At 37.8% G+C, this 24,085-nt stretch carries 28 protein-coding genes; 22 read left to right on the top strand and 6 right to left on the bottom strand.

The annotated features are described in order from the left end of the window. The first annotated feature begins 47 nt into the window (after window positions 1-47). From ybeY to moeB, 12 genes are all read left to right on the top strand, one after another. Window positions 48-485: an rRNA maturation RNase YbeY gene (gene ybeY / locus SCALIN_RS02715; RefSeq protein ID WP_162532117.1), complete on the top strand. Its 438-nt coding sequence runs from the start codon at window positions 48-50 to the stop codon at window positions 483-485. 5 nt (window positions 486-490) lie between these two features. Beyond that, on the top strand, window positions 491-589 hold the full coding sequence (locus tag SCALIN_RS23735; protein WP_420885412.1) for a DNA repair protein RecO C-terminal domain-containing protein: 99 nt from the start codon (window positions 491-493) through the stop codon (window positions 587-589). Window positions 590-717: 128 nt separating this feature from the next. Further along, window positions 718-1,641, top strand: a complete 924-nt coding sequence (bamD, locus tag SCALIN_RS02710) for an outer membrane protein assembly factor BamD (RefSeq protein WP_096892723.1) — start codon at window positions 718-720, stop codon at window positions 1,639-1,641. A 13-nt stretch (window positions 1,642-1,654) separates the two neighbouring features. Beyond that, window positions 1,655-2,200, top strand: a complete 546-nt coding sequence (locus SCALIN_RS02705; protein WP_096892722.1) for an LptE family protein — start codon at window positions 1,655-1,657, stop codon at window positions 2,198-2,200. A gap of 6 nt (window positions 2,201-2,206) precedes the next feature. Next, window positions 2,207-3,058, top strand: a complete 852-nt coding sequence (folP, locus tag SCALIN_RS02700) for a dihydropteroate synthase (protein ID WP_203415318.1) — start codon at window positions 2,207-2,209, stop codon at window positions 3,056-3,058. A gap of 165 nt (window positions 3,059-3,223) precedes the next feature. After that, the gene (gene cdaA / locus SCALIN_RS02695) at window positions 3,224-4,057 is read left to right on the top strand and encodes a diadenylate cyclase CdaA (protein ID WP_096892720.1); all 834 of its coding nucleotides are present in this window, start codon (window positions 3,224-3,226) and stop codon (window positions 4,055-4,057) included. A gap of 5 nt (window positions 4,058-4,062) precedes the next feature. Further along, window positions 4,063-5,061, top strand: coding sequence for a CdaR family protein (locus SCALIN_RS02690; protein WP_133111624.1), 999 nt, complete (start codon window positions 4,063-4,065; stop codon window positions 5,059-5,061). Between the two features lie 4 nt (window positions 5,062-5,065). Further along, on the top strand, window positions 5,066-5,806 hold the full coding sequence (locus SCALIN_RS02685; protein WP_096893040.1) for a pyridoxine 5'-phosphate synthase: 741 nt from the start codon (window positions 5,066-5,068) through the stop codon (window positions 5,804-5,806). A gap of 66 nt (window positions 5,807-5,872) precedes the next feature. After that, a complete protein-coding gene (gene dapA, locus SCALIN_RS02680; protein WP_096892718.1) occupies window positions 5,873-6,742 on the top strand; it encodes a 4-hydroxy-tetrahydrodipicolinate synthase in 870 nt (289 codons plus the stop codon). 66 nt (window positions 6,743-6,808) lie between these two features. Further along, window positions 6,809-7,369 (top strand): GTP cyclohydrolase I FolE, encoded by a 561-nt coding sequence (gene folE, locus SCALIN_RS02675; protein ID WP_203415317.1) that lies wholly within the window; start codon window positions 6,809-6,811, stop codon window positions 7,367-7,369. A 7-nt stretch (window positions 7,370-7,376) separates the two neighbouring features. Then, window positions 7,377-9,020: a TolC family protein gene (locus SCALIN_RS02670; protein ID WP_096892716.1), complete on the top strand. Its 1,644-nt coding sequence runs from the start codon at window positions 7,377-7,379 to the stop codon at window positions 9,018-9,020. Between the two features lie 129 nt (window positions 9,021-9,149). Then, window positions 9,150-9,956, top strand: coding sequence for a molybdopterin-synthase adenylyltransferase MoeB (gene moeB, locus SCALIN_RS02665; RefSeq protein WP_096892715.1), 807 nt, complete (start codon window positions 9,150-9,152; stop codon window positions 9,954-9,956). Window positions 9,957-10,065: 109 nt separating this feature from the next. Here the strand turns inward: moeB and SCALIN_RS02660 are convergent, their stop codons facing one another. Next, window positions 10,066-12,156, bottom strand: coding sequence for a DUF542 domain-containing protein (locus SCALIN_RS02660; RefSeq protein WP_096892714.1), 2,091 nt, complete (start codon window positions 12,154-12,156; stop codon window positions 10,066-10,068). Between the two features lie 215 nt (window positions 12,157-12,371). Here SCALIN_RS02660 and cobO point away from each other — a divergent pair, with 215 nt between their 5' ends. The 3 genes from cobO to SCALIN_RS02645 are packed head-to-tail and all read left to right on the top strand — an operon-like array spanning window position 12,372 to window position 14,869. Next, the gene (gene cobO / locus SCALIN_RS02655; protein WP_096892713.1) at window positions 12,372-12,899 is read left to right on the top strand and encodes a cob(I)yrinic acid a,c-diamide adenosyltransferase; all 528 of its coding nucleotides are present in this window, start codon (window positions 12,372-12,374) and stop codon (window positions 12,897-12,899) included. A gap of 47 nt (window positions 12,900-12,946) precedes the next feature. Beyond that, window positions 12,947-13,684 carry an FAD-dependent thymidylate synthase gene (thyX, locus tag SCALIN_RS02650; protein WP_096892712.1) on the top strand — a complete coding sequence of 246 codons (738 nt, stop codon included), beginning with the start codon at window positions 12,947-12,949 and terminating at the stop codon, window positions 13,682-13,684. A 42-nt stretch (window positions 13,685-13,726) separates the two neighbouring features. Next, window positions 13,727-14,869, top strand: a complete 1,143-nt coding sequence (locus tag SCALIN_RS02645; protein ID WP_096892711.1) for a uroporphyrinogen decarboxylase/cobalamine-independent methonine synthase family protein — start codon at window positions 13,727-13,729, stop codon at window positions 14,867-14,869. Between the two features lie 236 nt (window positions 14,870-15,105). Here SCALIN_RS02645 and SCALIN_RS02640 read toward each other — a convergent pair whose 3' ends face one another. The 4 genes from SCALIN_RS02640 to SCALIN_RS02630 all read right to left on the bottom strand — a co-directional run bounded on the left by SCALIN_RS02640 (window position 15,106) and on the right by SCALIN_RS02630 (window position 16,265). After that, window positions 15,106-15,351 (bottom strand): DUF2442 domain-containing protein, encoded by a 246-nt coding sequence (locus tag SCALIN_RS02640; protein ID WP_096892710.1) that lies wholly within the window; start codon window positions 15,349-15,351, stop codon window positions 15,106-15,108. Between the two features lie 3 nt (window positions 15,352-15,354). Then, window positions 15,355-15,456 carry a hypothetical protein gene (locus SCALIN_RS24245; protein WP_478210002.1) on the bottom strand — a complete coding sequence of 34 codons (102 nt, stop codon included), beginning with the start codon at window positions 15,454-15,456 and terminating at the stop codon, window positions 15,355-15,357. A gap of 62 nt (window positions 15,457-15,518) precedes the next feature. After that, the gene (locus SCALIN_RS23730) at window positions 15,519-15,572 is read right to left on the bottom strand and encodes a DUF4160 domain-containing protein (RefSeq protein WP_420885413.1); all 54 of its coding nucleotides are present in this window, start codon (window positions 15,570-15,572) and stop codon (window positions 15,519-15,521) included. Window positions 15,573-16,073: 501 nt separating this feature from the next. Then, the gene (locus SCALIN_RS02630) at window positions 16,074-16,265 is read right to left on the bottom strand and encodes a CopG family antitoxin (RefSeq protein ID WP_096892709.1); all 192 of its coding nucleotides are present in this window, start codon (window positions 16,263-16,265) and stop codon (window positions 16,074-16,076) included. 490 nt (window positions 16,266-16,755) lie between these two features. Between SCALIN_RS02630 and SCALIN_RS02625 the strand changes: the two genes are divergently transcribed. From SCALIN_RS02625 to SCALIN_RS02595, 7 genes are all read left to right on the top strand, one after another. Then, the gene (locus SCALIN_RS02625) at window positions 16,756-16,980 is read left to right on the top strand and encodes an AbrB/MazE/SpoVT family DNA-binding domain-containing protein (protein WP_096892708.1); all 225 of its coding nucleotides are present in this window, start codon (window positions 16,756-16,758) and stop codon (window positions 16,978-16,980) included. Continuing rightward, window positions 16,977-17,456 carry a type II toxin-antitoxin system VapC family toxin gene (locus tag SCALIN_RS02620; protein WP_096892707.1) on the top strand — a complete coding sequence of 160 codons (480 nt, stop codon included), beginning with the start codon at window positions 16,977-16,979 and terminating at the stop codon, window positions 17,454-17,456. Before SCALIN_RS02625 ends, SCALIN_RS02620 begins: the two co-directional genes overlap by 4 nt. A gap of 83 nt (window positions 17,457-17,539) precedes the next feature. Further along, on the top strand, window positions 17,540-18,670 hold the full coding sequence (gene cobD, locus SCALIN_RS02615) for a threonine-phosphate decarboxylase CobD (protein ID WP_096892706.1): 1,131 nt from the start codon (window positions 17,540-17,542) through the stop codon (window positions 18,668-18,670). Window positions 18,671-18,811: 141 nt separating this feature from the next. Beyond that, a complete protein-coding gene (asnS, locus tag SCALIN_RS02610; protein ID WP_096893039.1) occupies window positions 18,812-20,203 on the top strand; it encodes an asparagine--tRNA ligase in 1,392 nt (463 codons plus the stop codon). 719 nt (window positions 20,204-20,922) lie between these two features. Then, window positions 20,923-21,291: a hypothetical protein gene (locus SCALIN_RS02605; protein ID WP_096892705.1), complete on the top strand. Its 369-nt coding sequence runs from the start codon at window positions 20,923-20,925 to the stop codon at window positions 21,289-21,291. 141 nt (window positions 21,292-21,432) lie between these two features. Next, a complete protein-coding gene (locus tag SCALIN_RS02600; RefSeq protein WP_096892704.1) occupies window positions 21,433-21,978 on the top strand; it encodes a gluconate 2-dehydrogenase subunit 3 family protein in 546 nt (181 codons plus the stop codon). Beyond that, on the top strand, window positions 21,975-23,660 hold the full coding sequence (locus SCALIN_RS02595; protein ID WP_096892703.1) for a GMC family oxidoreductase: 1,686 nt from the start codon (window positions 21,975-21,977) through the stop codon (window positions 23,658-23,660). Before SCALIN_RS02600 ends, SCALIN_RS02595 begins: the two co-directional genes overlap by 4 nt. Here SCALIN_RS02595 and SCALIN_RS02590 read toward each other — a convergent pair. Further along, window positions 23,653-24,084: a hypothetical protein gene (locus SCALIN_RS02590; RefSeq protein WP_203415315.1), complete on the bottom strand. Its 432-nt coding sequence runs from the start codon at window positions 24,082-24,084 to the stop codon at window positions 23,653-23,655. The two genes, SCALIN_RS02595 and SCALIN_RS02590, sit on opposite strands and share 8 nt — an antisense overlap. Window position 24,085: the final 1 nt, after the last annotated feature.

Below are 24,085 nucleotides of genomic sequence, written 5' to 3'. Positions count from 1 at the left end.
TTGCAACTGTCTCAAATTAAAACTGAATATACATAACAAAAAACAAAGTGATTGTAGAAATAGTAGATTTACAAAATCATTATAAAATAAAGAACAGTATCGTCAAGCGAGTAGCAAAAGAAGTGTTAGGAAAGAAAGGCAAGGGTGCAAAGCTAAGTATTGCTTTTGTAGATAACAGCGAGATTAAGAAACTCAACAAAAGGTATTTTGACTCTAATGAGGTGACAGACGTTATAGCCTTTCCATTAGACGACCATAAAAGTGAGTTGAATGGTGAAATAGTTGTTTCAGTGGAGACTGCAGTTGATACCGCAGGTATAGACGTAGAAGGTGAGATAATCTTGTATGTAGTGCATGGTTTATTACACTTAATGGGATACCGTGATGAAAAAAGAGATGATTTTAAGATCATGCATGATAAGGAATCAGCTATTCTTAAGACCTTGGGTTATAATGTGCCAGAAGTAGAAGATGGATTTCAGTAAAACAGATGCTTGCTTTGCTGGGATATCTACCGGAACTGAATTGTTGTGTCAACTGTAAGACAAAAGTGAATTCAAAGAGTATTTTGTTTTTCAGTGCATTTTAGGGAGGGTTGATCTGCGCCGGTTGTGGCCGAAAAGTTAGAGAAAAAGTAAAAGTATCAGGTGGTACGATAGCTACGATAAATTATTTATCATTTATACTAAATAAAAAGCTTAAGATGTGGAGATATATATGAAAAAACAATTGATTGTACTTTTCATTCTTGCGGGTTTCCTGTTTACTGGTACAAAATCGTCATCCGCAGAATGGGTATGGAGTGGTGAGACAAGTTGGGTCGATCCTGATAAACTGACAAGAGAAACAAATGATCAACAATATAAATATGCCATTGCGTTAATGATTAAGAGAGAATACATAAGTGCGATAGGAGTTTTCAAGAGTGTAATTAAGGAAAATCCTGACACAGAACTGGCGGTTGAATCGCAACTAAACATAGGTAAGTCATATTTCCTGGCAGGTGATTATAAGAGTTCATTCAGAGCATATGAGAGATTAATTGAAAAAGACCCTGCAACTCGAAGATTGCAGGAAATATTAGACAGAGAGTTTAACGTTGGTGTTGCTCAAATGGAACGTGATGAATATGGAGCAATTAAGGTATTTGAAAGAATAATTGAACGCAATCCACTTGGATTTATTGCAGCAGACTCTCAAGTAAAAATTGGAGAGTGTTATTACCAGTTACGAGAATTTGATCAAGCAGAAGACAGTTTTCTGAGTGTTATGGAAAATTATCCTGATAGTGAATGGGTCCCTTATGCTCAGTTCAGGATCCCATATTGCAAATTAAGTAATATACGTGCACAGGAGAGAAATTATGATTTGCTTACTAAGTCGCGTAATGGATTTGAAGTATATCTGGCAAACAACCCTCAAGGTGCTCTGGTTAACGATACACATGAAATTATTAAAGAGATAGATACTAAACTTGCTGAAAGAGAATATGAAACTGGTACATTTTATTTACGTCAGAAGAGGCCGGCAGCAGGGTTAATCTATTTTAAATCAGTAATAAAAAATTATCCTGAAAGCGAATGGGCAGCCTTGGCAGAAGAGAAAATTAAAATGCTTAAGAATGTAGGAGCAATAAGATAACGAGACAAATATTATGAAAACAACCAAAATAAAGCAATGGATTTGCCAGACAAACCTTTGTAAGAGAGTTTCATTCAGACAATTAACATGCATAATGGTCCTTTTTGTGTTGATATCAGGGTGTGGATATACAACTAAATCATTGATCAGCCGAAAGATCAACACTATTTATATACCTATTTTTGAAAATAATACTTTCAGAAGGGGACTGGAATTTGATCTCACAACTGCAGTAAAAAAGGAGATCATGTCTAAAACAAAATTAAGAATTGTTCGGAAAGATAGTGCGGACACCATCTTGACCGGCAAGATAATAAAAGTAACCGAAGGAATGCTCTCGTCAAATGTAGCGGATAATATAGTAGAGAGTCGGGTTACAATATTCGTTGACATTTTACTTGTTGACAGAAGAACGGGAAGAACACTGGTAGAAGAGAATAGCTTGAGTACATCAGCGGAGTTTGTCGTAAATCGAGGAGAAAATATAAACTCAGCTTCTATGGAAAGTCTGGCTGGCCTGGCAGAAACAATAGTTAATCAACTAGAGGAAAAGTGGTAATTTTTTTTGATTATTAGATACGACAGAGGATACCTTGATTTAAGCAAACGAACACATGTGATGGGTATCTTGAATATAACTCCAGACTCTTTCTACGATGGTGGCAAATACTATAATATAGAGAATGCACTGAAGCGAGCGAGAAAAATGATCGCTGATGGTGTTGATATAATAGATATTGGAGGTGAATCTACCAGACCGAATTCAAATTATGTCTCTGCTGATGAGGAACTAAGGCGTGTTATTCCTATAATTAAGGAGCTAAGCAAAGAGACACGCATTCCGATTTCCGTTGATACATATAAGGCTGAAGTTGCTGACAAAGCAATTAAGGCTGGCGCTCAGATCATAAATGATATTAGCGGATTACAGGCTGATAAAGAAATGGGAAGAGTTGCAGCCGTAAATAACACACCCATAATTATAATGCACATTAAGGGCAGCCCACATGATTTTCCTGAAAATCCTGTTTATGATCAACTAATTACTGAAATTACCTTATTTCTTGAAAAAAAAATTGAATATTCCGTTAAATCTGGAATAGCGCGTGATAAAATAATAATTGATCCCGGGATAGGTTTTGGCAAGAGAGTTGAACACAATACTGAAATCCTCAAGCATTTTAATAAATTTAAATGCCTGAACCTGCCTGTTATGATAGGTACTTCTCACAAATCCTTTATCAACAAAGTCCTTATGCCCTTAGAGGACAACGATGTGACAATAAACAATACTCGCCTTATTGGTACATTAGTAACTCTGGTCATTGCTGTATCAAAGGGTGCAAATATAGTCAGGGTACATAACGTCAAAGAGGCTGTTCAAGTTATAAAAATGTATAAAGCCATAGAGGGATGAATCCGGTTCTCTTCAGACAGGCTTTACTCTCCAACATCCCAATATGAAGGAGTAATGACCGAATGGCTTTTTAATTTGAGTTTACTAACTATGTGGTTAACATGAAAGAGACAATATAAAACTCAATTTTGTCGTACATTCAGACTAAAAAAAGGGAAAAAGTTGATGGACAGTTTCTTAGGATTTTTTGAAAATTTTCATAGCATTATTCATCCATACTGGTGCAATGGATGGATGTTAATAAAATCATGTGGTGAAATATTTATAATATTTATTATTCTCTATACAATATTAAGAATCATGCAGGGAACTCGCGGAGCCGGTATACTTCGTGGTTTAGCATTTACATTAGTAATAGTTGCTATAGTAATACTGTTTTTTATTAAAAAGCTCGAACTTTATACCGTTAACTGGCTTATCACAGAGTTTTTGCCGGTATTGATTATTCCAGTCATCATTCTTTTCCAATTGGAATTCAGACGGGCGCTTATTAAATTAGGGCATAGACCTTTTTTCAGAATGTTTGTTAAGTCTGATATACAGGTTGCTAAAGAGATTGTAAAGGCAGTGACTGCCTTGTCTGAAAATAAGATAGGAGGATTGATAACTATTGAACGTGAAGACGGACTGGTCAATTATATTGAAGGTGGAATAAAGACAAATTCTAACATTTCAAGTGATCTTATCAGCACAATTTTCTGGCCCGGTACTCCACTTCATGATGGAGCGGTGATTATACAGGAAGCAAAGATTGCTGCCGCAGGCTGTTTATTTCCGCTAACAGAAAACGAAAACATACCAAAAACCTGCGGTACACGTCACAGGGCCGGTATTGGCATTACAGAAGAGACTGATGCGATATCAATAATTATTTCTGAAGAAACCGGGCTGGTATCTGTCGCTGTTGGCGGAAGGCTTACTGAAGATGTCACACCGGATAAATTAAGAAAAATACTAGAAGAAATGTCAACCAGTATAGTAGAAGAAGAACGGAGTTAATAAGCTTGATAAAAAACCTTTTTTTTCGAAATTTGAGAGCAAAGGGAATGGCGTTGATAATGGCTGTAGCTCTCTGGTTTTATGCTATAAGTAAACATACCGGCGACATCAAAGAAGATCTTCTGTTAACAATCAACGCACCTTCAGGCCTGACAATAATGGATACCAGTAGCGAAATGGTAACTGTTGGGTTGAGTGGTCCACAAAATGTAATTGATAGAGTATCTGATATGATAAAAGACAATAAAATTAAAGCCAGATATGACATACCAGACATAAATAATGTAGAAGAGGATAATTTTAAAAGAACTATTCACTTAACAAGAAGAAACTTTAATTTCCCAAAAGAGATTAGAATAAACTCGCTGGTACCCAATGAAATCGAAATAACTTTAGGTAGACTGGAAAGTAAGTACATAAAGGTACACATACAGAAAAATGGAACACCTGCGCTCGGTTACGAAATAAACAGTGAGTTTTTCTACCCTAGAGAAGTTCTTGTAACGGGACCTGTCAATATTCTCAAAGAAGCTGATTCTATTAATACAAGAGTGATAAATGTGCGCGGAATAACAAGCGAACAGAACAGAACATTTCCCTGGGTAGTCGATATAGAAAATAATATCTCGATAGTAAAAAATGAAAAATTTGTTTCTATACCTGTTGTATGTGATGAGAAAATTAATGTATGGTTTCATATAACGGAACAAATGGGTGTTAAAGTATTTGATAATGTCAAAGTAAACGTTTTTCACCCGATAGACTACAAATATAAAGTTAAACTAAAAGAGGAATATATTAGCCTGTCCCTGAAGGGTTCAAAATTAATACTGGACATGCTGAACCCGGAAGATATTATGGCATATATTGATGTCAGTTCATTAAGTCCTCCGGGGCCTTACAACCAACCTGTTATTTGCAAGATACCTGAAGGACTAAAAATAGAAGGACATGAACCCGAGTCTCATGTAGATATTTTTGAGGCGGTAAATGAAAAGGAATGAAATTATGATTAAATTAGGCGTTAATGTTGACCATGTTGCTACAATACGACAGGCGAGGATGACCTTTGAACCTGATCCGGTAACTGCAGCCGGGCTTGCGGATCTTGGTGGTGCTGATGTTATAACAATACATCTCAGAGAGGATAGAAGGCATATACAGGAAAGAGATCTTGAGTTAATGCATGATACAGTATTTACCAAACTAAACCTGGAGATGGCAACCTCCCGGGAAATTGTTGATATTGCGCTTAAAATAAAACCAGGGCAAATTACCCTGGTGCCAGAAAAGAGACAAGAGATCACCACAGAAGGAGGTTTGTCTGTTGCGTCACAGAAACAAATGCTTACTGATATAGTGAAGAAATTTAAAGACAATGATATATATGTCAGTCTTTTTATAGATCCAGATAAAGAACAAATTACTGCATCAAGAGAAGTTGGTGCACAATCAATCGAACTTCATACAGGAAGATATGCCAATGCACAGAGAGAAGAAGAGCGTACTGAATTGCTGCAAACATTAAGCAAATCGGTAAAGATCGCAAAGGGAGAGGGGTTGAGGGTAAATGCAGGACATGGATTGACATACAAAAACACTGGTCCAATTGTTGAACATCTGGATATAGAAGAGCTGCATATTGGTCATAGTATAGTTTCAAGGGCAATTTTTGTTGGAATTGAAACTGCTGTTCGAGAAATGAAAGAGCTTATATACAAACATTTTATGATAAAGCAAAACCTCTGAGTAACATCCAGTATATGAAATATTTTAAAAAAAAATAGTTAAGTAGAAAAGGAGGGACTTAAATTTATGTTTACCGGATCGATAGTTGCCATGGTTACACCTTTTGCAGGTGGAGTAGTGGATTATAATAAGCTTGGAGAACTGGTGGACTACCATATCGAAAATGGTACAAATGCCATAATACCCTGTGGAACTACAGGAGAATCTCCAACACTGACACACGAAGAGCATGGAGAAGTTATAGGCAAGGTGATAGAGGTGGCAAATGGACGTATACCCATTATAGCAGGCACAGGTTCTAATAACACCAGAGAAGCTATTAACTTGACCAGACACGCAAAAGAGAAAGGCGCTGATGGATCATTATTAATAACCCCATATTATAATAAACCAACACAACAGGGACTTTATGATCATTATAAGGCTATTCTGGAAGAGGTGGATATACCGATTATTATTTATAACGTACCGTCAAGGACTGGTGTCTCAATCTCTCCGGAAACAGTGGCCAGACTATTTGAGTTCAAAAAAAATATTGTTGCCATTAAGGAGGCGACAGGTGACATTGATCAGGCAAGTCAGATTTTAAATCTATGCGATATAACGGTTTTATCAGGAGATGATTCATTGACCCTGCCTCTGATGTCCATAGGGGGAAAAGGTGTTGTGTCTGTTATAGCGAATATTCTTCCTCGACAGGTATCGGAATTGGTCTCTAGCTTTCTCAATGGAGAGTTAGAAGTTTCTCAAAGATTGCATAAGAACCTTTTTCCTTTATGCAAAGCGATGTTTATAGAGACAAACCCGATTCCTGTTAAAACAGCAATGAAATTACTGGGTAGACTTAATGGCGAAATGAGATTGCCCCTTTGTAATATAAGCAACGAACATGAGAAACAACTAAACAATGCACTGAAAGAGTATGGTTTAATTTGATTCTTGACAAGAAAAAACAGTGTTATTATAGTGAAATTTTAATAATTTTATTGAATAGTAATTGAAATGGACAAAAAAAAGATAATTAAGGCGACCAAATTGTTCCTTGAAGGGATTGGAGAAGATCCTGAACGAGGAGGCTTGAAAGACACCCCAAAACGTGTTGCTGAGATGTGCGAAGAAATCTTCGCGGGGATCGGTGCAGACTCATCTAAAGTGATAAAAGTTTTAAAGTCAGAAGATCATGATGAGATTGTTTTAATGAAAGATATTTCCTTTTTTTCAGTATGTGAACATCATTTGTTGCCATTTATTGGAAAAGCTCATGTCGCATACATACCGAATGGACCAAGGGTAACCGGCTTAAGCAAACTTGCTAGAGTAGTGGAAATAGAGTCAAAACAATTACAGGTACAGGAGAGGCTTACCACGGCAATAGCGGAATCAATCATGAAAGCGCTCAGACCAAAAGGTGCAATGGTTGTCATTGAAGCAGAACATCTATGCATGGCAATGAGAGGGGTTAAAAAAGCCGGTAGTAAGGCCCAGACGTCTGTAGTAAGAGGTATTTTCAGAAAAAACCCGGCTACTAGAGCAGAGGCAATGGCCCTCATTACGGGCAGATAAATATACAATGTATATTAAAATAAAAAAAATACTGACGATTCTTTTTCTTCTCACTATACTTATATATCCGGTGCTTAGCGTGGAAGCAAAGAATACCTATGTTGAAGCGCTCAGTGATATACTGAAAGTATCTCCTTCAGATAAAATAGAAGCAATAGATAACTATGATGAAGAGATGGGATCTGATGTAGAGATTAACATGCAAGATTTAAAATTTCTTAAACTGACATTAAAGGACTCAATGATCCTTGCTTTGAACAACAACTATGATATCAGAATTGCTAAAACAGATCCAAAAATCAAAGATAATGACATTGCTGTCGCAAAATCGGTGTTTGATCCAATATTAACAATTACAGGGAATAGAGATGTCAGAGAAGAGCCAAGGTCCAATACATTGATAACCGGTACTTCCGGTGTAATACAGAGATTAAATGATAATAATGATTTAAATGCCACAATTGAAAAATCAATTGAAACCGGTGCAAAGATCACTTTAGACTTCAATCTTTTATTGCGCAATTTTATTGATCCTGCTACATTTCAGACATTGAACCCAATGTCAACTGCGACACTGGAGGCGAAAGTCAGCCAACCTCTTTTAAAGGATGCCGGTATTTTCTACAATAGAAGCAATATATATATCGCCAGAAATGATAAAAAAAAATCTATCTTAGAACTTAAAGAGACCGCTATCGACGTTATCAATACTGCACAAAAAGCTTATTGGGAGCTTGTAAAGGCTGTTGAAGCACTGAGGGTAAGGCGAAAGTCTCTGGAAAGAGCTGAGGACCTGTTGAAAAAGAATAAGATACAGGTTGAAGTTGGTACTTTAGCTCCCATTGAACTATTGGTGGCAGAGGAAGGTGTTGCAAGCCAGATAGAGGGTGTTGTAGTTGCCGAAAACGATATTAAGGATAAAGAAGATGACTTGAAGCTGATTATGAATTTACAACATGATGATCTCTTTTCAGATATTTCAATTATACCTTTGGATATGGCTTCAGATGGGATTAAGAAAGTATCACTGGACGACTCTATTAATATTGCACTTGCAAACAGACCGGAATATTCCGCACGAGGATTAGATATTAAAAATGCTACAATTAAAGTAAGACAACAGAAAAACCAGTTACTACCCAGGCTGGATATTGAGGCTGGGATTCGCTATCGTGGAATGGCCGGGGATTTTGGAAATGCTATTGACTCTGCTTTTTCAGAGAAATTCCAGGATGAGTTCTTCGGGCTTACAGTAGAAGTTCCTTTAGGAAACCGTGAGGCGAGAAGCAAATATACAAATGCCGTATTAGAACAGAAGCAATCAGTTTACAGTACCAGGAAAATAGAGCAGGAAATAGTGGTGGAAGTAAGAAAAGCTGTTCGTCAGATCAAAACGAATGAGGAAAGAATTAAGGCATCAAGGAAAGCAAAGGAGTTATCACAGGAAAGGCTTCAAGCGGAAGAAAAGAAATTCAAGGTTGGAAGATCTACTGTACTGGAAGTGATACGTGCCCAAGAGAACCTTGCTATCGCGGAAGGTAAATCCACAAACGCGTTAGTAGATTATCAAATATCTTTAGGTAATTTGGATGCAACTCTTGGCACTATTCTTGAAAAACACAGTATCAAAATAGACAAAGATATTTTTTAGGTATTTTATTTATACACCAGGGCATATGGTTAAACTGACTATCAAGTGAGATTTTACCTGATTCGCATATTGAAAATCGGATGTTCAGGATTTATTACCGGATAGACTATTGAGAGAGAAGGATAGAAAATGTCAGAATTTACTGAAGAGCAGATAAAGAGGTATTCAAGGCACATAATTTTGCCTGAGGTAGGGGGGAAGGGACAAAAGAAATTATTAGATTCAAAGGTGTTTCTCGTTGGGGCAGGTGGGCTGGGTTCACCTGCCGCATTTTATCTTGCTGCGGCAGGTATTGGTAAAATTGGCATTTCTGATGATGACGTTGTAGATTTTTCAAATTTGCAGAGGCAGATACTGCATTCAACAAAAGATGTTGATCATTCTAAGGCCCAGTCCGCAAAAGAGACTCTTGAAGCTTTAAATCCTGATGTTGAGGTGGTTCCTTATAAAGTTCGTCTTAATTCAGAAAATATAATTGATATTATCAAGGATTATGATGTAATCCTGGACGGATCGGATAATTTCCCAACCAGATATCTTGTAAACGATGCCTGTGTTATGCTGGGCAAACCGTTGTCACATGGTTCTATCTTCAGATTCGATGGCCAGGCAACTACAATTCTCCCCGGCAAGGGCCCGTGCTATCGTTGCCTTTATGAAACACCACCTCCACCTGATTTAGTCCCGTCCTGTCAAGAGGCTGGAGTGCTGGGTATAATTGCCGGAATCATAGGAGTCGTACAGGCAACAGAGGTTATTAAGCTTCAGCTCGGAAAGGGAGAACTTCTAAATGGAAAACTTCTTCTATATGATTCACTAAGCATGGACTTTAAAAAACTAAAAATACAGCGTAACCCCGCATGCCCGATGTGTGGAGATAGCCCGACAATAAAAGAGTTAATAGATTACGAAGAATTCTGCCAGGTCAATTTTTAGTAATGATGAAGTTATCAACACAATCAAAGGCAACATTCTGGCACAATCACAACTAATGACGTTACAGCAGCGTTACTTTCCCACACGCCTTCAGTGAATTACAATGTACTCAGGACTTGAGATAATCGTTCAACTCTTTCAATAATTGGTCCAAGTTGGTATGATGCATTTTTGTCGCCTGGGCCAGATTAACAGCCCTGGTCATTGTGTTTCTTAAAATCGGGTTCTTAAGCTGTGTAAAACCCTTGTTTACCAGAATGTCTATTGTTTTAGGATGTTGCTTTATAAGATGATATACGTTGGTTTTTGCAGTAACTGTGGTTATCTTGTCATGGCCTTCTTCTTCAGAACCTTGCCGCTTTCCAGCACTCATAGTTTTCCAGATATTAATTCCAAATAATAGAATAGCCACACTTTCTATAAAGCCGCTTATTCCCATTACCATGTAAGCAGGAACCGATCCAGTATGCACAGCAAGCGGTTGAAAAACAACTCTTACAACACTGCCGATATTAATCAGTATGAAAGTGACTGTTAACAATGAGTAACTATGGAGCTTAATACCCTGACTTATAGGTATTATTCTCGATGCAAAACCAAAGATCATCATTGTGACAAATCCTACAGTAATCGCGTGTCTATAAGACCCCATAAAGGCGTGTGAAACAGGTACATCGGTAAATGACTCCTGGAAGGTAAAAACTATCATTGCAATCTCAGCAAAAATCAACCAGAAAAGCCCTGCCCATATAAACTTTTCATAACTCTTTTCAATCTCCATACCTGAAAAATCAACTTCCGGTTTTGAAAGAATATTCAAGTTATACAGGAACAAAAAGACTGAAATCAGTTCAACACAACCTGAAGTGAAGTACAGTGTATTAAATACGTAATAAAATGGCATATTACTGACATCAGCATAGTAAACCATCAGAGGCTGGGATACTGCCCTGACGAGGACGGCAGCATTTAACATAAACATAATAATCAGGTTCATCTTCGCATTTGGTGTTTTCAAACCTAAAAAAGCAGGTAATGTTCTACTGATTACACCAAAGATTACCAGTGTTATGAACCCTACAACTTGTATATGACGAAGTGGATAAATCACGGAGTGAGGCAAAACTGTTTCATCAACAGACAGCATGTAAAATACTATAAAGGCGTGTGCCATCGTTACGATAAGAAACCATAGATACCCGGAAATCAGAAAAGTTTCGTATGTTTCCAACTCCTGCTTTTCAGCGGAGAGTACTGTTTTAACCGCTACGATCAGGAATATGATAACAGCTAAAACTTCAAAGATACATCCTGTCAGGATTAACGACTTAATGAAATAATGGTTATTTATCGGCAAGAGAGATCTGTAAGTAAATACCAGGAAAATACCCGTAACCATTAGATAGAAAGACAAATTGGCGAGTTTCCCACTATAAATACGGACTGCATAGAATCTCGGAAGAACAAAATACGATACACCCATAATAAATAACCCGCACCAGCCAAAGATCTGCGTGTGGCCATGTGTTTCAATTAAAACCTTTGGAACCGAATAAAGCGAGCGCTGGATGCCCATATAGAACAAAATAAATGCTCCATAAACGCACCCGGTAGATAAAGCAATAATAATTGCAGTCTTTATAAACTTCTCATAAATATTTTCATATGCGTAATCCGCTTCATCTGCATCAACATCAGGCGCAGCAACCTTTCCATGGATAACATCATTGAGCTCTTTAATCAAGTTGTCAGGATCAACGTTATGCACTCTGGCAAAAAAATAAATCGCCTCTTCAGGGCCGTACTCGCCACCACACTCAAGTAATCCGTATTTTGTAAAGACACCTTTAGTTTCAGGGTTGTGCTTAATAATGTCTTTTACCGTTGTATTTCCTGTTATTTCACTGCCAGACGTTGACTCTGGAGTGTCCGAAACAGATGGAGCGGCAGTAGCTTCAGTTTTAACCTCTTCAACTGCCTTGACTTCTTCCGGTTCAGGTTTAGGTATTACCTCATTCAAAGTCTTTAAGACCTCATCCAGTTTGACGTTACAGGCGGCAGCAGTTTTTTCTATGCTTTGTATACCACCACAACATGTGTCTACACCATATTTGGTGAATATTTCATTAGTTTGAGGATATATCAATACAACGTCATTGACGATCATATCCTTTGTAATCGTATAGTTATTCTGATCCATAAAAAAATTTACACCTTTCTGCTGTATTAACTATTAAACGTTTTTGATTGCAGAACTTTTATTAAGACAAATAGATAAGTTTTTGTATGACACATAAACTTATTAATTAGATTTGTAATTATACATAAAAGGAATTTCTAAATCCATTCTAAAATGCGGGCAAAAAACAAAAAGAACTTGCAATATCATTAATCATGTGATTTATTGTGGATGTAATGAAGAATGGACTGATAATGGTATACACTGGTAACGGAAAAGGGAAAACAACGGCTTCAATGGGTCAAGCATTAAGGGCTGTTGGACAGGGGCTGAAAGTATTGATGATCCAGTTTATTAAGGGAACCTGGGACTATGGCGAACTGGAATCAATAAAAAGGCTCGGTCCCGATTTCCAGATTAAACCTCTGGGAAAAGGGTTTGTTTGTTCAAATTCAAAATTAAGTGACAATGAAGCGTTAGAAAATATTAACAAATCATGGGAAGAAGCAGAGATTGAGGTCTATTCAGATAAATATGATATGGTAATACTGGATGAGATCAACTATGTCATAGACTATGGCCTGTTATCAGTTGATAATGTGTTATCATTACTCGAAAAAAAACCAAAGCGACTCCATATAATCTTAACTGGAAGGAATGCTCACAAAGAGGTGGTTGATAAAGCTGATTTAGTTACTGAAATGCTAGAAATCAAGCACCAATATTCCAGAGGCATAAAAGCTCAAAAGGGCATTGAATTTTAAATAATAACAACAGTTTAAACGGCTAAAGCGGTTTAAACAGTTCAAATATGGGACAATCCAATCTAAAAGTTATTTTATTGAATCATACAAAAGATCCTGAAGATTTAATCGCCCATGCAGCCAAACTGTGCTATAGCCCAAGTTCCTTAGAGGAACTAAAAGAAAAAATTGAGAGGTCAGACAATAAAAAGTTTATTGAAAAGCTTCTTCAAATGGGACATATGTCTCCTCTTGAGCATGTGTCGTTCAATTTTGGTATCGAAGGAATATCCAGAGGCTGCTCCCACCAGCTTGTCAGACACAGAATAGCATCGTATTCTCAACAAAGCCAGAGATATGTGGGCGAACACAGTAAAGACCTGCGTGGAGAAGATACATTTGATTTCATTATACCACCGGCTATTATAAATGCCGGGAAAAAAGAGTGGTTTCAAGATAAAATGAGGGACATACAGAAATGGTATGATGAACTGGTAGAAGCATTAGGGGATTCCGGAGAAAAATCGAATGAAGACGCCCGCTTTCTTCTTCCGAATGCTGCAGAAACCAAAATCATAGTCACAATGAATGCCAGAGAACTGCTCCATTTCTTCAGTGTCAGATGCTGTAATCGTGCTCAATGGGAAATAAGGGAGCTTGCTACTGAAATGCTAAAACTAGTAAGAAATATAGTATCCGGTATTTTCTCCAAATCAGGCCCAAATTGCATCTCAGGCCCATGTACAGAGGGCAAAATGACTTGCGGGAAGATCGATGAAGTAAGAGAGAAGTTTAAGGATTTATAATTATCTGGTACCCTCACGAAAGCGAGGATATCTTCCTCTTTAATGCCCCTTAAGAAGGAGGGGAAAGGGGGAGGTTATAAATTTATTGTTTTCTCCAGCTTATTGAGTATTTATACTTTTTCATGGAGTAAAAAATTGTTTAATGGAAATTTTTCAGCTACAGCAATAGGTAGCTATCCTCATAACAACGTTGAAGATGCGTGTAATCTTATTCTGAGGACTCTTCCGGAGGTACCGTGCTGGCCTCAACTACCGGAGAGAGATATGAGGGAAGAGATGCTGGTACAGTACACTGAAGGGCTTCCATTTCTGAAGATTGATCAGAAGAAGAAGAGTGTATATATCGATATGCCTGAAGACAGTACTGATGAGCTGGAAAAATTTTATTATAAATTTCTATCAGAAGATCCCGGGCTGTTTCCAATAAGTGATAACCATGCTCTCGGTTTTTCAAATATGGTCAACCTCCTTAAGGAGAAGAGGCCTGAAAGTCTCCGGGCTATCAAAGGGCAGATAGTTGGGCCAATAACACTGGCGGGTTCATTAAAGAGTCCGGAACAGATAGCCGTACTCCACAACCCTGTACTTTTCGATGTAATAGTCAAGCTGCTTACTATGAAGGCGTGTTGGCAGCTTGATCAATATTCAGAATTTGGATTACCAAGGATTATTTTTCTGGATGAACCATATCTTTCGAGCTACGGTTCCGCGTTTGCCAGTTTAAAAAAAGAGCAGATTGTTGAATCTTTAAATGAGATATTTCTGGCAATTCATAATCGAGACTCGCTTTCAGGCATCCACTGTTGCGGCAATACTGACTGGACAATGTTAATGGAGACACAGGTAGACATTATAAATTTTGACGCGTTCGGTTACATGGACACTATGCTCATTTACAAAAACGAAGTCCGGGCGTTTCTTGAACGAGGAGGAATTCTGGCGTGGGGGATTGTTCCAACTACAGATAGTATTAAAGAAGCAACTATAGATGACTTGATGGGAAAGATGGTATCTGCCGTTGACACTTTAACAGGCTTTGGAATTGACAGGAAACTGATTATCGAGAATTCACTGATCACTCCAAGCTGCGGTACAGGCACTATGCCATTAGAAGAAGCGGAGAAGGCAATGACACTAACTCATCAGTTAACAGTACAACTTAAAGATAAATATAACATCACGTAATCCCACTTACGTTTGCTCATAAAGCGGAAGGGGTGACGGTCATAGATGCAGCACATGTATTTGTCATACATGATGATGATCGGGTGGTGGGTCGAAAGGCCTTTGAGAATCCTGCTCTGCCCAACACTTTCTCTGTCTTCACTTGTAAACCTGGGTAGTTTCTTTTTCATGTGATATATATACCTTCCTTGATTCGCAATATACACAGCTTAATTGTTACAGCGGTAGAGAAAAGATTATGTCAGGATTGACATTTTGTTATATAAGAATTCAGGTGCCATATCAGCTCCATTATCCCAGACAACTGTTTCCAGTTCAGAATCACCCTTGAATTTCTTAAACTTATCTATTTCCTTCAATGGTTCAAATACTTCACCATAAAGTTCATCTTTTAAATCGACTTCTCCTTTTGTACCATCATTGAACTTTAACCAAATAACATAGCCATGTATATATTTTGCCTCTTTAACGTGAAGGATCATTCGTTACTCCAAAGGATCAATTTTTTTTAATGGTTTATTTTGCTCTGCCAGTTGCCAATCATTCATCAACTCTTCTTTATGGAGTCTCAGCCATTCTTTGACCATAGACAGAGCACGTTTAGATTGTTACCGGTAACCTTTCCTGTCTCAATCTCAACAATAACCTCTTACTCTCCATATTTAGCATGAAAATGCGGTGGTGCATGATCACGCCAGTACATGGCAATCACAATTCCAAAAAATCTGCTTAGAATAGGCATTGCTTGTAGTTTGGTTTCGAACGCTTAATAAACATATTAGTAAATGTATTTGGATTTTATCTTTGTTTCTTTTTTTGTCAATTTAGTTTTATTTTACTCCTGAGATATGGATAATAAATGAGCAAAAAATGTGGTAGATGGTAACAAGTCTCATGGATTCATTCTGCCACTGGCTGAATTATGGAATGAATGAAAATTAGATTGTTTTTATATCGTCTAGCATTTAAAATGCTTCTTTATTTTAAATAAATTCATTTTATGGTTAGGGAAATGCTCAACGGACACGGTAGCAGCATAAAACAGGTTGAAAAAGAGAGTCACATCTTGGTTAGTGGTTATTAACCAGCAATAGATGTGGGGTCAACATTACCACCATACTTTACTTAAGAATGGATGTCAGGCTTTCGTCATATGCAATTCTTCTTCGATTTTCTCTGACAAAAAAAATTCCAATAATGATTGCTATGGTACATCCCGTTTATTTGTCAATAGTTTAAGCTCTTCCAGCATTGACTCCGGGAGCCGTAAAGAAATTGTCTTAACTGATGGCTTTAAATTAGGCAATACGACTTTTCTTGCCTTTTTCCAATCCAGAACTTCAGTAGAATCCTGCATATATTCAACGCTAAAATTTTCAATAAATCTCAGAAGCATCCGGTTAGGTTTTTGCAGATACCACTACTGTCATACCCGCCTGCCCGCCCAGCTCAACCGTTCGCCAGCCCGACAAGGCTGTTCTGGCGGGGACGGGTACCTATTCGGGCAGGAATTCCTTTAGCGGGTATCCAGGTAACTCGTTCAATCTGGATTCCCGCTTAAAGCATGCGGGAATGACAGTTTTGGAGCATTAGTTTGTAATATGTAAAAACCTAACCGGATGCTTCTGAATAAATATAATATTCACCTATTGTATAATAAGCAGAACATCTTTGCTGTAAAATGGACGATACAGTCCTTCCTGAAATGAATATGTAGTTAATCCCTTTAGATGTTGATAATACTGATCAAGGCTGCAGCCAGATAGCAGTTTGTTGTTCTAATAAATAAAGAGAGATCTTGAAAAATTTTGAATAAATGATATAATTCCTTACATTAGTTGTAAGGAATTATATTGACTTACTGATTATTTGCAGGATAAAGGGTTATGCTTGTCTCTAAACTAACATCAAAAGGACAAATTACGATACCAAGAAAAGTAAGAGAGCGGCTTGGTATCAGCACAGGAGATAAAATTCAATTTAAGGAAAAGAACGGTATCTTTATTATTAAAAAAAGTGTTAAAGAGTCACCTTTTGACAAATGGATTGGGTATCTGAAGGATAAGAATAAGAACACAGACACTATTATTGAGGAAATCAGGGGAAGATGATCACCTCTATAGACACGAATATTCTTCTTGATATTTTACTGGTAGATAATAAATTTGCTTTAGATTCAAAAAATCTGATTGATTTCTATAATCAAAAAGGTCAATTAATAATTTGCGAATTAGTCTATGCTGAGCTTTCATCTCAATTTCCTTCAGATAAGGAATTAAGTAAATTCCTGAATGATACATCTATAAAACTGGTCTATTCAAATGAAAAGAGTCTTGCTCTATCAGGTGAAAGATGGAAAAAATATTCGAGAAGCAGAAAGAACACTCACCAATGTCATTCTTGTGGGAAAAAATTTTCCATTCATTGTCCGCATTGTAAGCATAATGTTAGAGTGAGACAACATATTATTAGTGATTTCATTATTGCTGCTCATGCTCTTAATCAAGCGACACTCCTTCTTTCCAGAGACCGAGGGTTTTTGAAGTCGTGCTTTTCTGATCTTGAGGTTAAGGGAAAATTACCCTGACAACTACTATAAAATATTTCTAAAATAAATGAAACAGATTTAACTTCATAGACTGTAGTAATTAATATTTTGAGGCAGAGAGAATGCTTAACGGACACGGTGGTAACATAAAACAGATATGTAATACGTATGGATTGAATCCGGACGAGATCATTGATTTCAGTGCAAGTATAAACCCGCTTGGATACCCTGAAGTTGTTCGAAAGGAGGTATTTGAGCAATTCAACGATATTCTGAACTATCCAGAAAGTCGGTGTACAGACCTGAGAGAATCTATTGCCAGGAAAATTTCTTGTAATAAGTCAAACGTAATTATTGGTAATGGATCAAATGAACTGTTTTATCTGATTCCCCGTGCTTTGAAACCTGAGAGGGGTGTACTTTTACATCCCACATTTGGTGAATTTAAAGACTCGTTTTCTAACTCAAACATAAATGTTGTTGAGATTATAAATGATGATAAGGACTTTCCATTAATTAACAATAATATCTCAAGACTGAAAAGTGTTGATGACTGCATGGTTTTTTTGTGCAACCCGAACAATCCTACAGGGCAACTTACCCGTAAGGAAGATATAATTGAACTTGTGAATGATAATCCAAACCGTCTGATTGTTATTGATGAAGCATTTATGGACTTTGTTGAGGATGATGGAAAGTATAGTGTTATTAAAAATGCTCCCTTAATGGATAACCTGATAGTTGTCAGATCGTTAACTAAATTTTACGGATTCCCGGGCCTGAGACTTGGATATCTTGTCGCAAATGAATCTATAGTTAATAAATTATTGCAATACAAAGAGCCATGGACAGTTAATACAATGGCTCAGGTAGCAGGAATAGCGGCAATTAATGATGAAGAGTTCGCTGCTAATACACGAAAGTATATATCTTCTGAAAAAACCTTTCTATATAACGGATTAAAAGGATTAAATAGTATACAGCCATTTCAACCAACGGTTAATTTTATACTGGTGAGGATCGAAGATTGCAGAACAACATCATCGGAAATCCAAAACTGCTTAATGAAAAACAATATTCTTATAAGAAATTGTTCGAATTTTGTGGGTCTTGATGAACGGTTTTTTCGTGTTGCTGTCAAAACCAGGGAACAGAACATGAAACTGCTGAGTGCGCTGGAATTAATAATAGGCGATACGGCTACTAAAGAAAATAACCGAAAGGATTCTGCCCCGGAGTTTGTTACCGGATAGAACATAGGCAATACACACGCAAAGCCGCAAAGAAAAATTTTTTTTATTTATTTTCTTTTTGTGTTTTCCTGGCGATCTCTGCAGCGTTGCGTGAGAATTATTTTAAACTATTTTTTGGATCTTAAGGACAAGACAGTAACAATGAAAAGGACCTACATAGTTGAAGCGCTTAAAGGAAATGGAATTGACAGGGAGATTCTGGTTAAAGGATGGGTCAGGACAAGACGTGACTCAAAAGGGGGGTTCTCTTTCATTGAACTAAATGACGGTAGCTGCTTCAATAATCTGCAGATAATTGTTGATGCAGAACTTGATAACTATCAGAATGAAGTTATCAAACTCTTTCCCGGAAGCTCAATTGCTGTAACGGGTATTCTGGTTAAGTCACAGGGGGGTGGTCAGAGTGTTGAGGTAAAAGCCAATAAAGTAAAAGTATACGGATTCTGTAATCCTGATGAGTATACAGTTGGTAAACAACGGGTCTCTTTTGAGCGTTTGCGGGAGATTGCTCATATCAGGGTCAGGACGAATACGTTCGGTGCGGTAACCCGTGTACGCAACAAATTGGCTAAAGCAACACATGACTTCTTTCAGGAACGTGGCTTTTATTATATCAATACCCCAATAATAACAGCCAGTGATTGTGAAGGTGCGGGAGAAATGTTCAGGGTAACGACACTTGACCATTCTGCAATACCTAAAATTGAAGACAATGTAGATTACAGTCAGGACTTTTTCGGTAAAGAATCTTTTCTGACCGTAAGCGGCCAATTAAGCGTAGAGTGTTTTGCCTGTGGTTTGAGTAATGCGTACACCTTTGGGCCTACTTTCAGAGCTGAAAATTCAAATACCTCCCGCCATTTATCAGAGTTCTGGATGATAGAGCCAGAGATGGCTTTCGCTGACCTCAGTGATGATGCCGATCTTGCTGAAGAGTATTTAAAGTATCTTATTACTACTGTCCTTGAAGAATGTCTTGAGGATATGGAGTTCTTTAATAAACGTATTGATAAAACCATTCTGCAAACTCTTACCCATGTCAATGAAAGCGAATTTGTCCGTCTTAGCTATACCGAAGCTATTGACATACTAAGTAAGTCGGGGCAGAAATTTGAATATGAAACGAACTGGGGTAATGATTTGCAGACAGAACATGAGCGTTTTCTTACTGAAAAGGAATTTAAAAAGCCGATAATAGTTACCGATTATCCCAGGGACATTAAGGCTTTTTATATGAAACAGAATGATGATGATAAGACTGTTGCGGCCATGGACGTACTTGTTCCCAAAATTGGTGAGATAATCGGCGGTTCGCAAAGAGAAGACGATCTACATAAACTTGATTCGCGTATCAAGGAACAGGGAATGGATCTGGCACCATACTGGTGGTACCGGGACCTGAGGAAGTTTGGCTCAGTGCCTCATGCCGGCTTTGGGCTTGGTTTTGAACGGTTGGTACAATTTGTTACCGGCATGGACAATATTCGCGATGTAATCCCTTTTCCTCGAACACCGAAATCAGCTGAATTTTAGTGTTTAGTTTTTATGTGCTCATGTTTCTAACCCATCAGATAAGGACCTTTCCCAATCTGAAAGTTCTTCCTGATATTCTAAATCCTCTGCCTCTTCCTGCTTCGCTTACACAATGGCTTTTTCTAAAATGCGCTGTTTTTCTTTTTTCAATAACTGTTTTATATAAGCACTATATAATGGACCCCATAAATTGAACCAATAATTGAACCAATAGTTAAACTACATTTTTGCTATAATCTTTTCATCATTTCATAAAAGAAAAGGAGACAAGTAGGGTGCATTCCATGCACCGCTAACAACGTTGGATACAGCAATAGTGTTATTTATAAAAACAAATACTTGATTATGCTGGCATGTTTCTGGTGCGTAAAACGCACCCTACGATTTTTGTTTCCGGATGTAGAATGTTTTTGGCGGGCGGGCGGGTATGACAAAAGCGGTATACGCAAGAAACTAACCGGATGCTTCTGGTACAAAATGAAACAAAATCTACTGGAAATATGTAGTTTATATGGATACCATTAAACGGTAGTGACTTTTAATATGTACACTTTGTTTGCATTGTACTTAATAACAGTTTTAAGCAGAAATAAATACAGGCTTAAATTTACCCCTGTATTTATTAGTTAATTTGTTTCTATACATTTTATTCTGTTAATCGGTTTTGTATATGTAAATTAATTTTATAATTCAGTTTTTATTATAATAGGGGATATGTTATGGGTTTTAACATAAAGAGAATATTTGTTTCAATAATTTGTGCTGCGTTTATTTTTGGATTCTCAGTAGTTTCCACAGTTAAAGCAGAAGTTAATCCATTTGCTGTCAATGATTCTGACTCTTTCATCAAACTAATCGGATGTGGTGAGGAATGCGGTGGTGAAGGAAAATGCGGAGGGGAAGGTAAATGCGGCGGTGCTGAAAAAAGCGATCATGACAAAAAACATGATAGTAAACATGATGATGACTCAAGCTCAGGCGATGAACATGAAGGGGGACATGGAGATAAAACTGAACACAAATGTGGTGGTGAAGGAAAGTGTGGCGGCGAGGGTAAATGCGGTGGAGAAGGTAAATGCGGCGGTTAATACATATTCGATCTTATGTAAACAGTGAATAGAAAATTTTGACTTATACAACAGGTCAGATGGCCTGCTGTATAAGTCAGTTTTTTATCAAGCTCATGGTTCCCGGCTTCCTTATAATATATTTTTGTTTTTTTATGCAAAATGTTTATAAATAGACGTACATTTCTTTTACGAGTGTCTGGTTTTTTCACTACACTTCTTTTGCCTTCATTTATTGTCCGTGCATCAATAAAACGTTCGACAAACCAACTCACAGATCCATGGTTTACAATTAATATTGTTCAGGATCATCTTTTTCCATCAGAAACTGATTCACCCGGAGCAATAGAGATCAATGCGTTAACATATTTACAAAATCTTGTTGCAAGTCCCGCACTAGATCAGGATGAAAAAGAATTTATCCTGAACGGTGTTAAATGGTTGAATGATCTTTCGCTCGAAAAGCATGAAGCTGTTTTTACACAATTATCAAAATTGCAGCAAACAGATATGCTTAATCAAATTACAAAGAGCAAGGCAGGTCGGAGGTGGGTTTCCAGATTACTTACCTATATATTTGAAGCTTTGTTGGGTGACCCTGTCTATGGTGGCAATCCTGATGGTATTGGATGGAAGTGGCTGAATCACCATCCGGGATTCCCTCGTCCTCCTAAGCGTAAACTTTATTGGAATTTAAGAAGAGTATGAATACGGATTATGACGTATGTATTATCGGAAGTGGGGCAGGTGCAGGCCCTGTTGCTCTGACTTTGGCAGAATCAGGATATTCCGTACTTGTTCTTGAAAAAGGGCCATGGTTTGAGGAAAAAGATTTTTACAAAGATGAACTTGCTTTCAGGTATGGTGCTTACTCACCAAAATTGAAAGATGAACAACATGTAATAGAAAAAGCGGATGGACATGGTGGATGGATAGGCAAATCTACTTTTGATTCAGGGAGAAGTTTCTGGCGAGGAAACTGTGTCGGAGGCTCCTCGAATTTTATGAGTGGTTTTTTTTTCAGATTGAAACCAGATGACTTCAGACTGCTTTCAGTTTTTGGCCCGATCGATGGAGCAAATATTGTAAATTGGCCGATCTCATATGAAGATCTTGAGCCATATTACACAAAAGTAGAATCAATAGTCGGAGTATCTGGGCGTGTTATTAACCATCCAAATCTTGAACCACGCTCTACCAGTGATTTCCCGTATCCTCCTACTCTTGAACATCCGTTTTCCGGATGGTTTGATAATACCTGCCAGAAACTGGGGTTAAATCCATTACCAACTCCACGAGCAATTCTATCAACCATGAAAATGATGCGTCAGAGTTGCGGCTATTCAGGCTGGTGTGGCAGCTATGGATGTGCAACTGGCGCGAAAGGGAGTTCCCGGGCGGCATTACTCAACCCCGCTCTTAATTCAGGACATTGTGAAATCAGACCGCATAGTAAGGTCTATAAGCTGAATAGTAATTCTCAGGGAAATGTAGTTACTGCTGAGTATTATGACAAGACGGGTAGCTCTCAACAAGTCTATGCTAAGATTTTCGTAGTTGCATGTCAGGCAATTGAAACATCACGACTGTTACTCTCTTCCCCTGGGCCTCGTCACAAAAAAGGCCTTGCAAACAACAACGGCCAGGTGGGAAGGAATCTTCTTTTTTCAGCCGGAGGTATAGGTAGTGGTGATTTTCTCTATAAAAACCTTGATGAAGATAAAGTAGAATCACTGAAATACCAGGGACGCTTTGTCAACAGGAACCTGCAGGACTGGTATGTTATGAAAAATTCTGAATTTGGGAAGAGAGAGAAGGGCGGTACTATTGATTTCCTTATTGAGCATCCCGGTCCAATTGCAAAGGCAATAGGACAGAAATGGGATGATAACAACCAACTGATCTGGGGCATGGACCTTAAACAGGCACTGAAATCGTATTTTACGACAAAACGACACATAAAATACGAAACATTCTGTGATTGGCTACCGACAGATGACTGTTTTGTTACTCTGGACACCAGGGTTAAAGATAAGTGGGGAACTCCCGTATCTCGGGTAAGAGTTGGCTATCATTCACATGATATCAAGGTAGGTAATTATCTGGCAGAAAAAGCGGATAGCGTATTACAAGCCATGGGCTTAACAAACATTCATTCCAATGTCAACGGTAATGCACCGGCAAACCTTGTAGCTGGTGGCTGCCGGTTTGGGAAAGATCCTGAAAAATCTGTTCTTAATCAGGATTGCCGTGCCCATGACGTTGAAAATCTCTATGTTACAGACGGTAGCTTTATGCCAACAGGCGGTAGTGTTCCATATACCTGGACAATTTACGCAAACGCATTTCGTGTAGCGGACAAGATCATTGAACATTTATCTTCTATTTAAGAAGAAAATAATCAATATCCTTTTTCAACACACCTTTCCAGTACCCAAACATTTTATCAGGTTCCACTTCTTTAACCTCAGTTATCTGCTGGATCTTAATCTGGTCCGGCCTTGGTGGCCTCCACAACATAGCCATATAGTCACCAACATTTCCGACATTTTTTGAAGAAGCAGCAATAATATTCTCTTTTGAAAATCCAAGTGTTATCAAAACACCTTCAGCTTCTTCTTTTAAGTCTTTTCTCCCATGAAGGAATAGATAAACATCCTTCATAGGATCTATCTTAGCAGAACTCTTTATTTGATCCATCACCGCTCCTATCAAAAAAATACCTGTAACTATAAAGATTAACCATAGTGCCTTAAACTCTCGAAATTTCATCCTCTCCATAAAATGATAAAATTTCCCATTTTCATTTGCCATA

The organism is Candidatus Scalindua japonica (assembly GCF_002443295.1).
In the GTDB taxonomy this organism is placed as follows: domain Bacteria; phylum Planctomycetota; class Brocadiia; order Brocadiales; family Scalinduaceae; genus Scalindua; species Scalindua japonica.
Note: the sequence above shows the minus strand (reverse complement) of the source record. Positions and strands in the feature narration are given on the sequence as shown.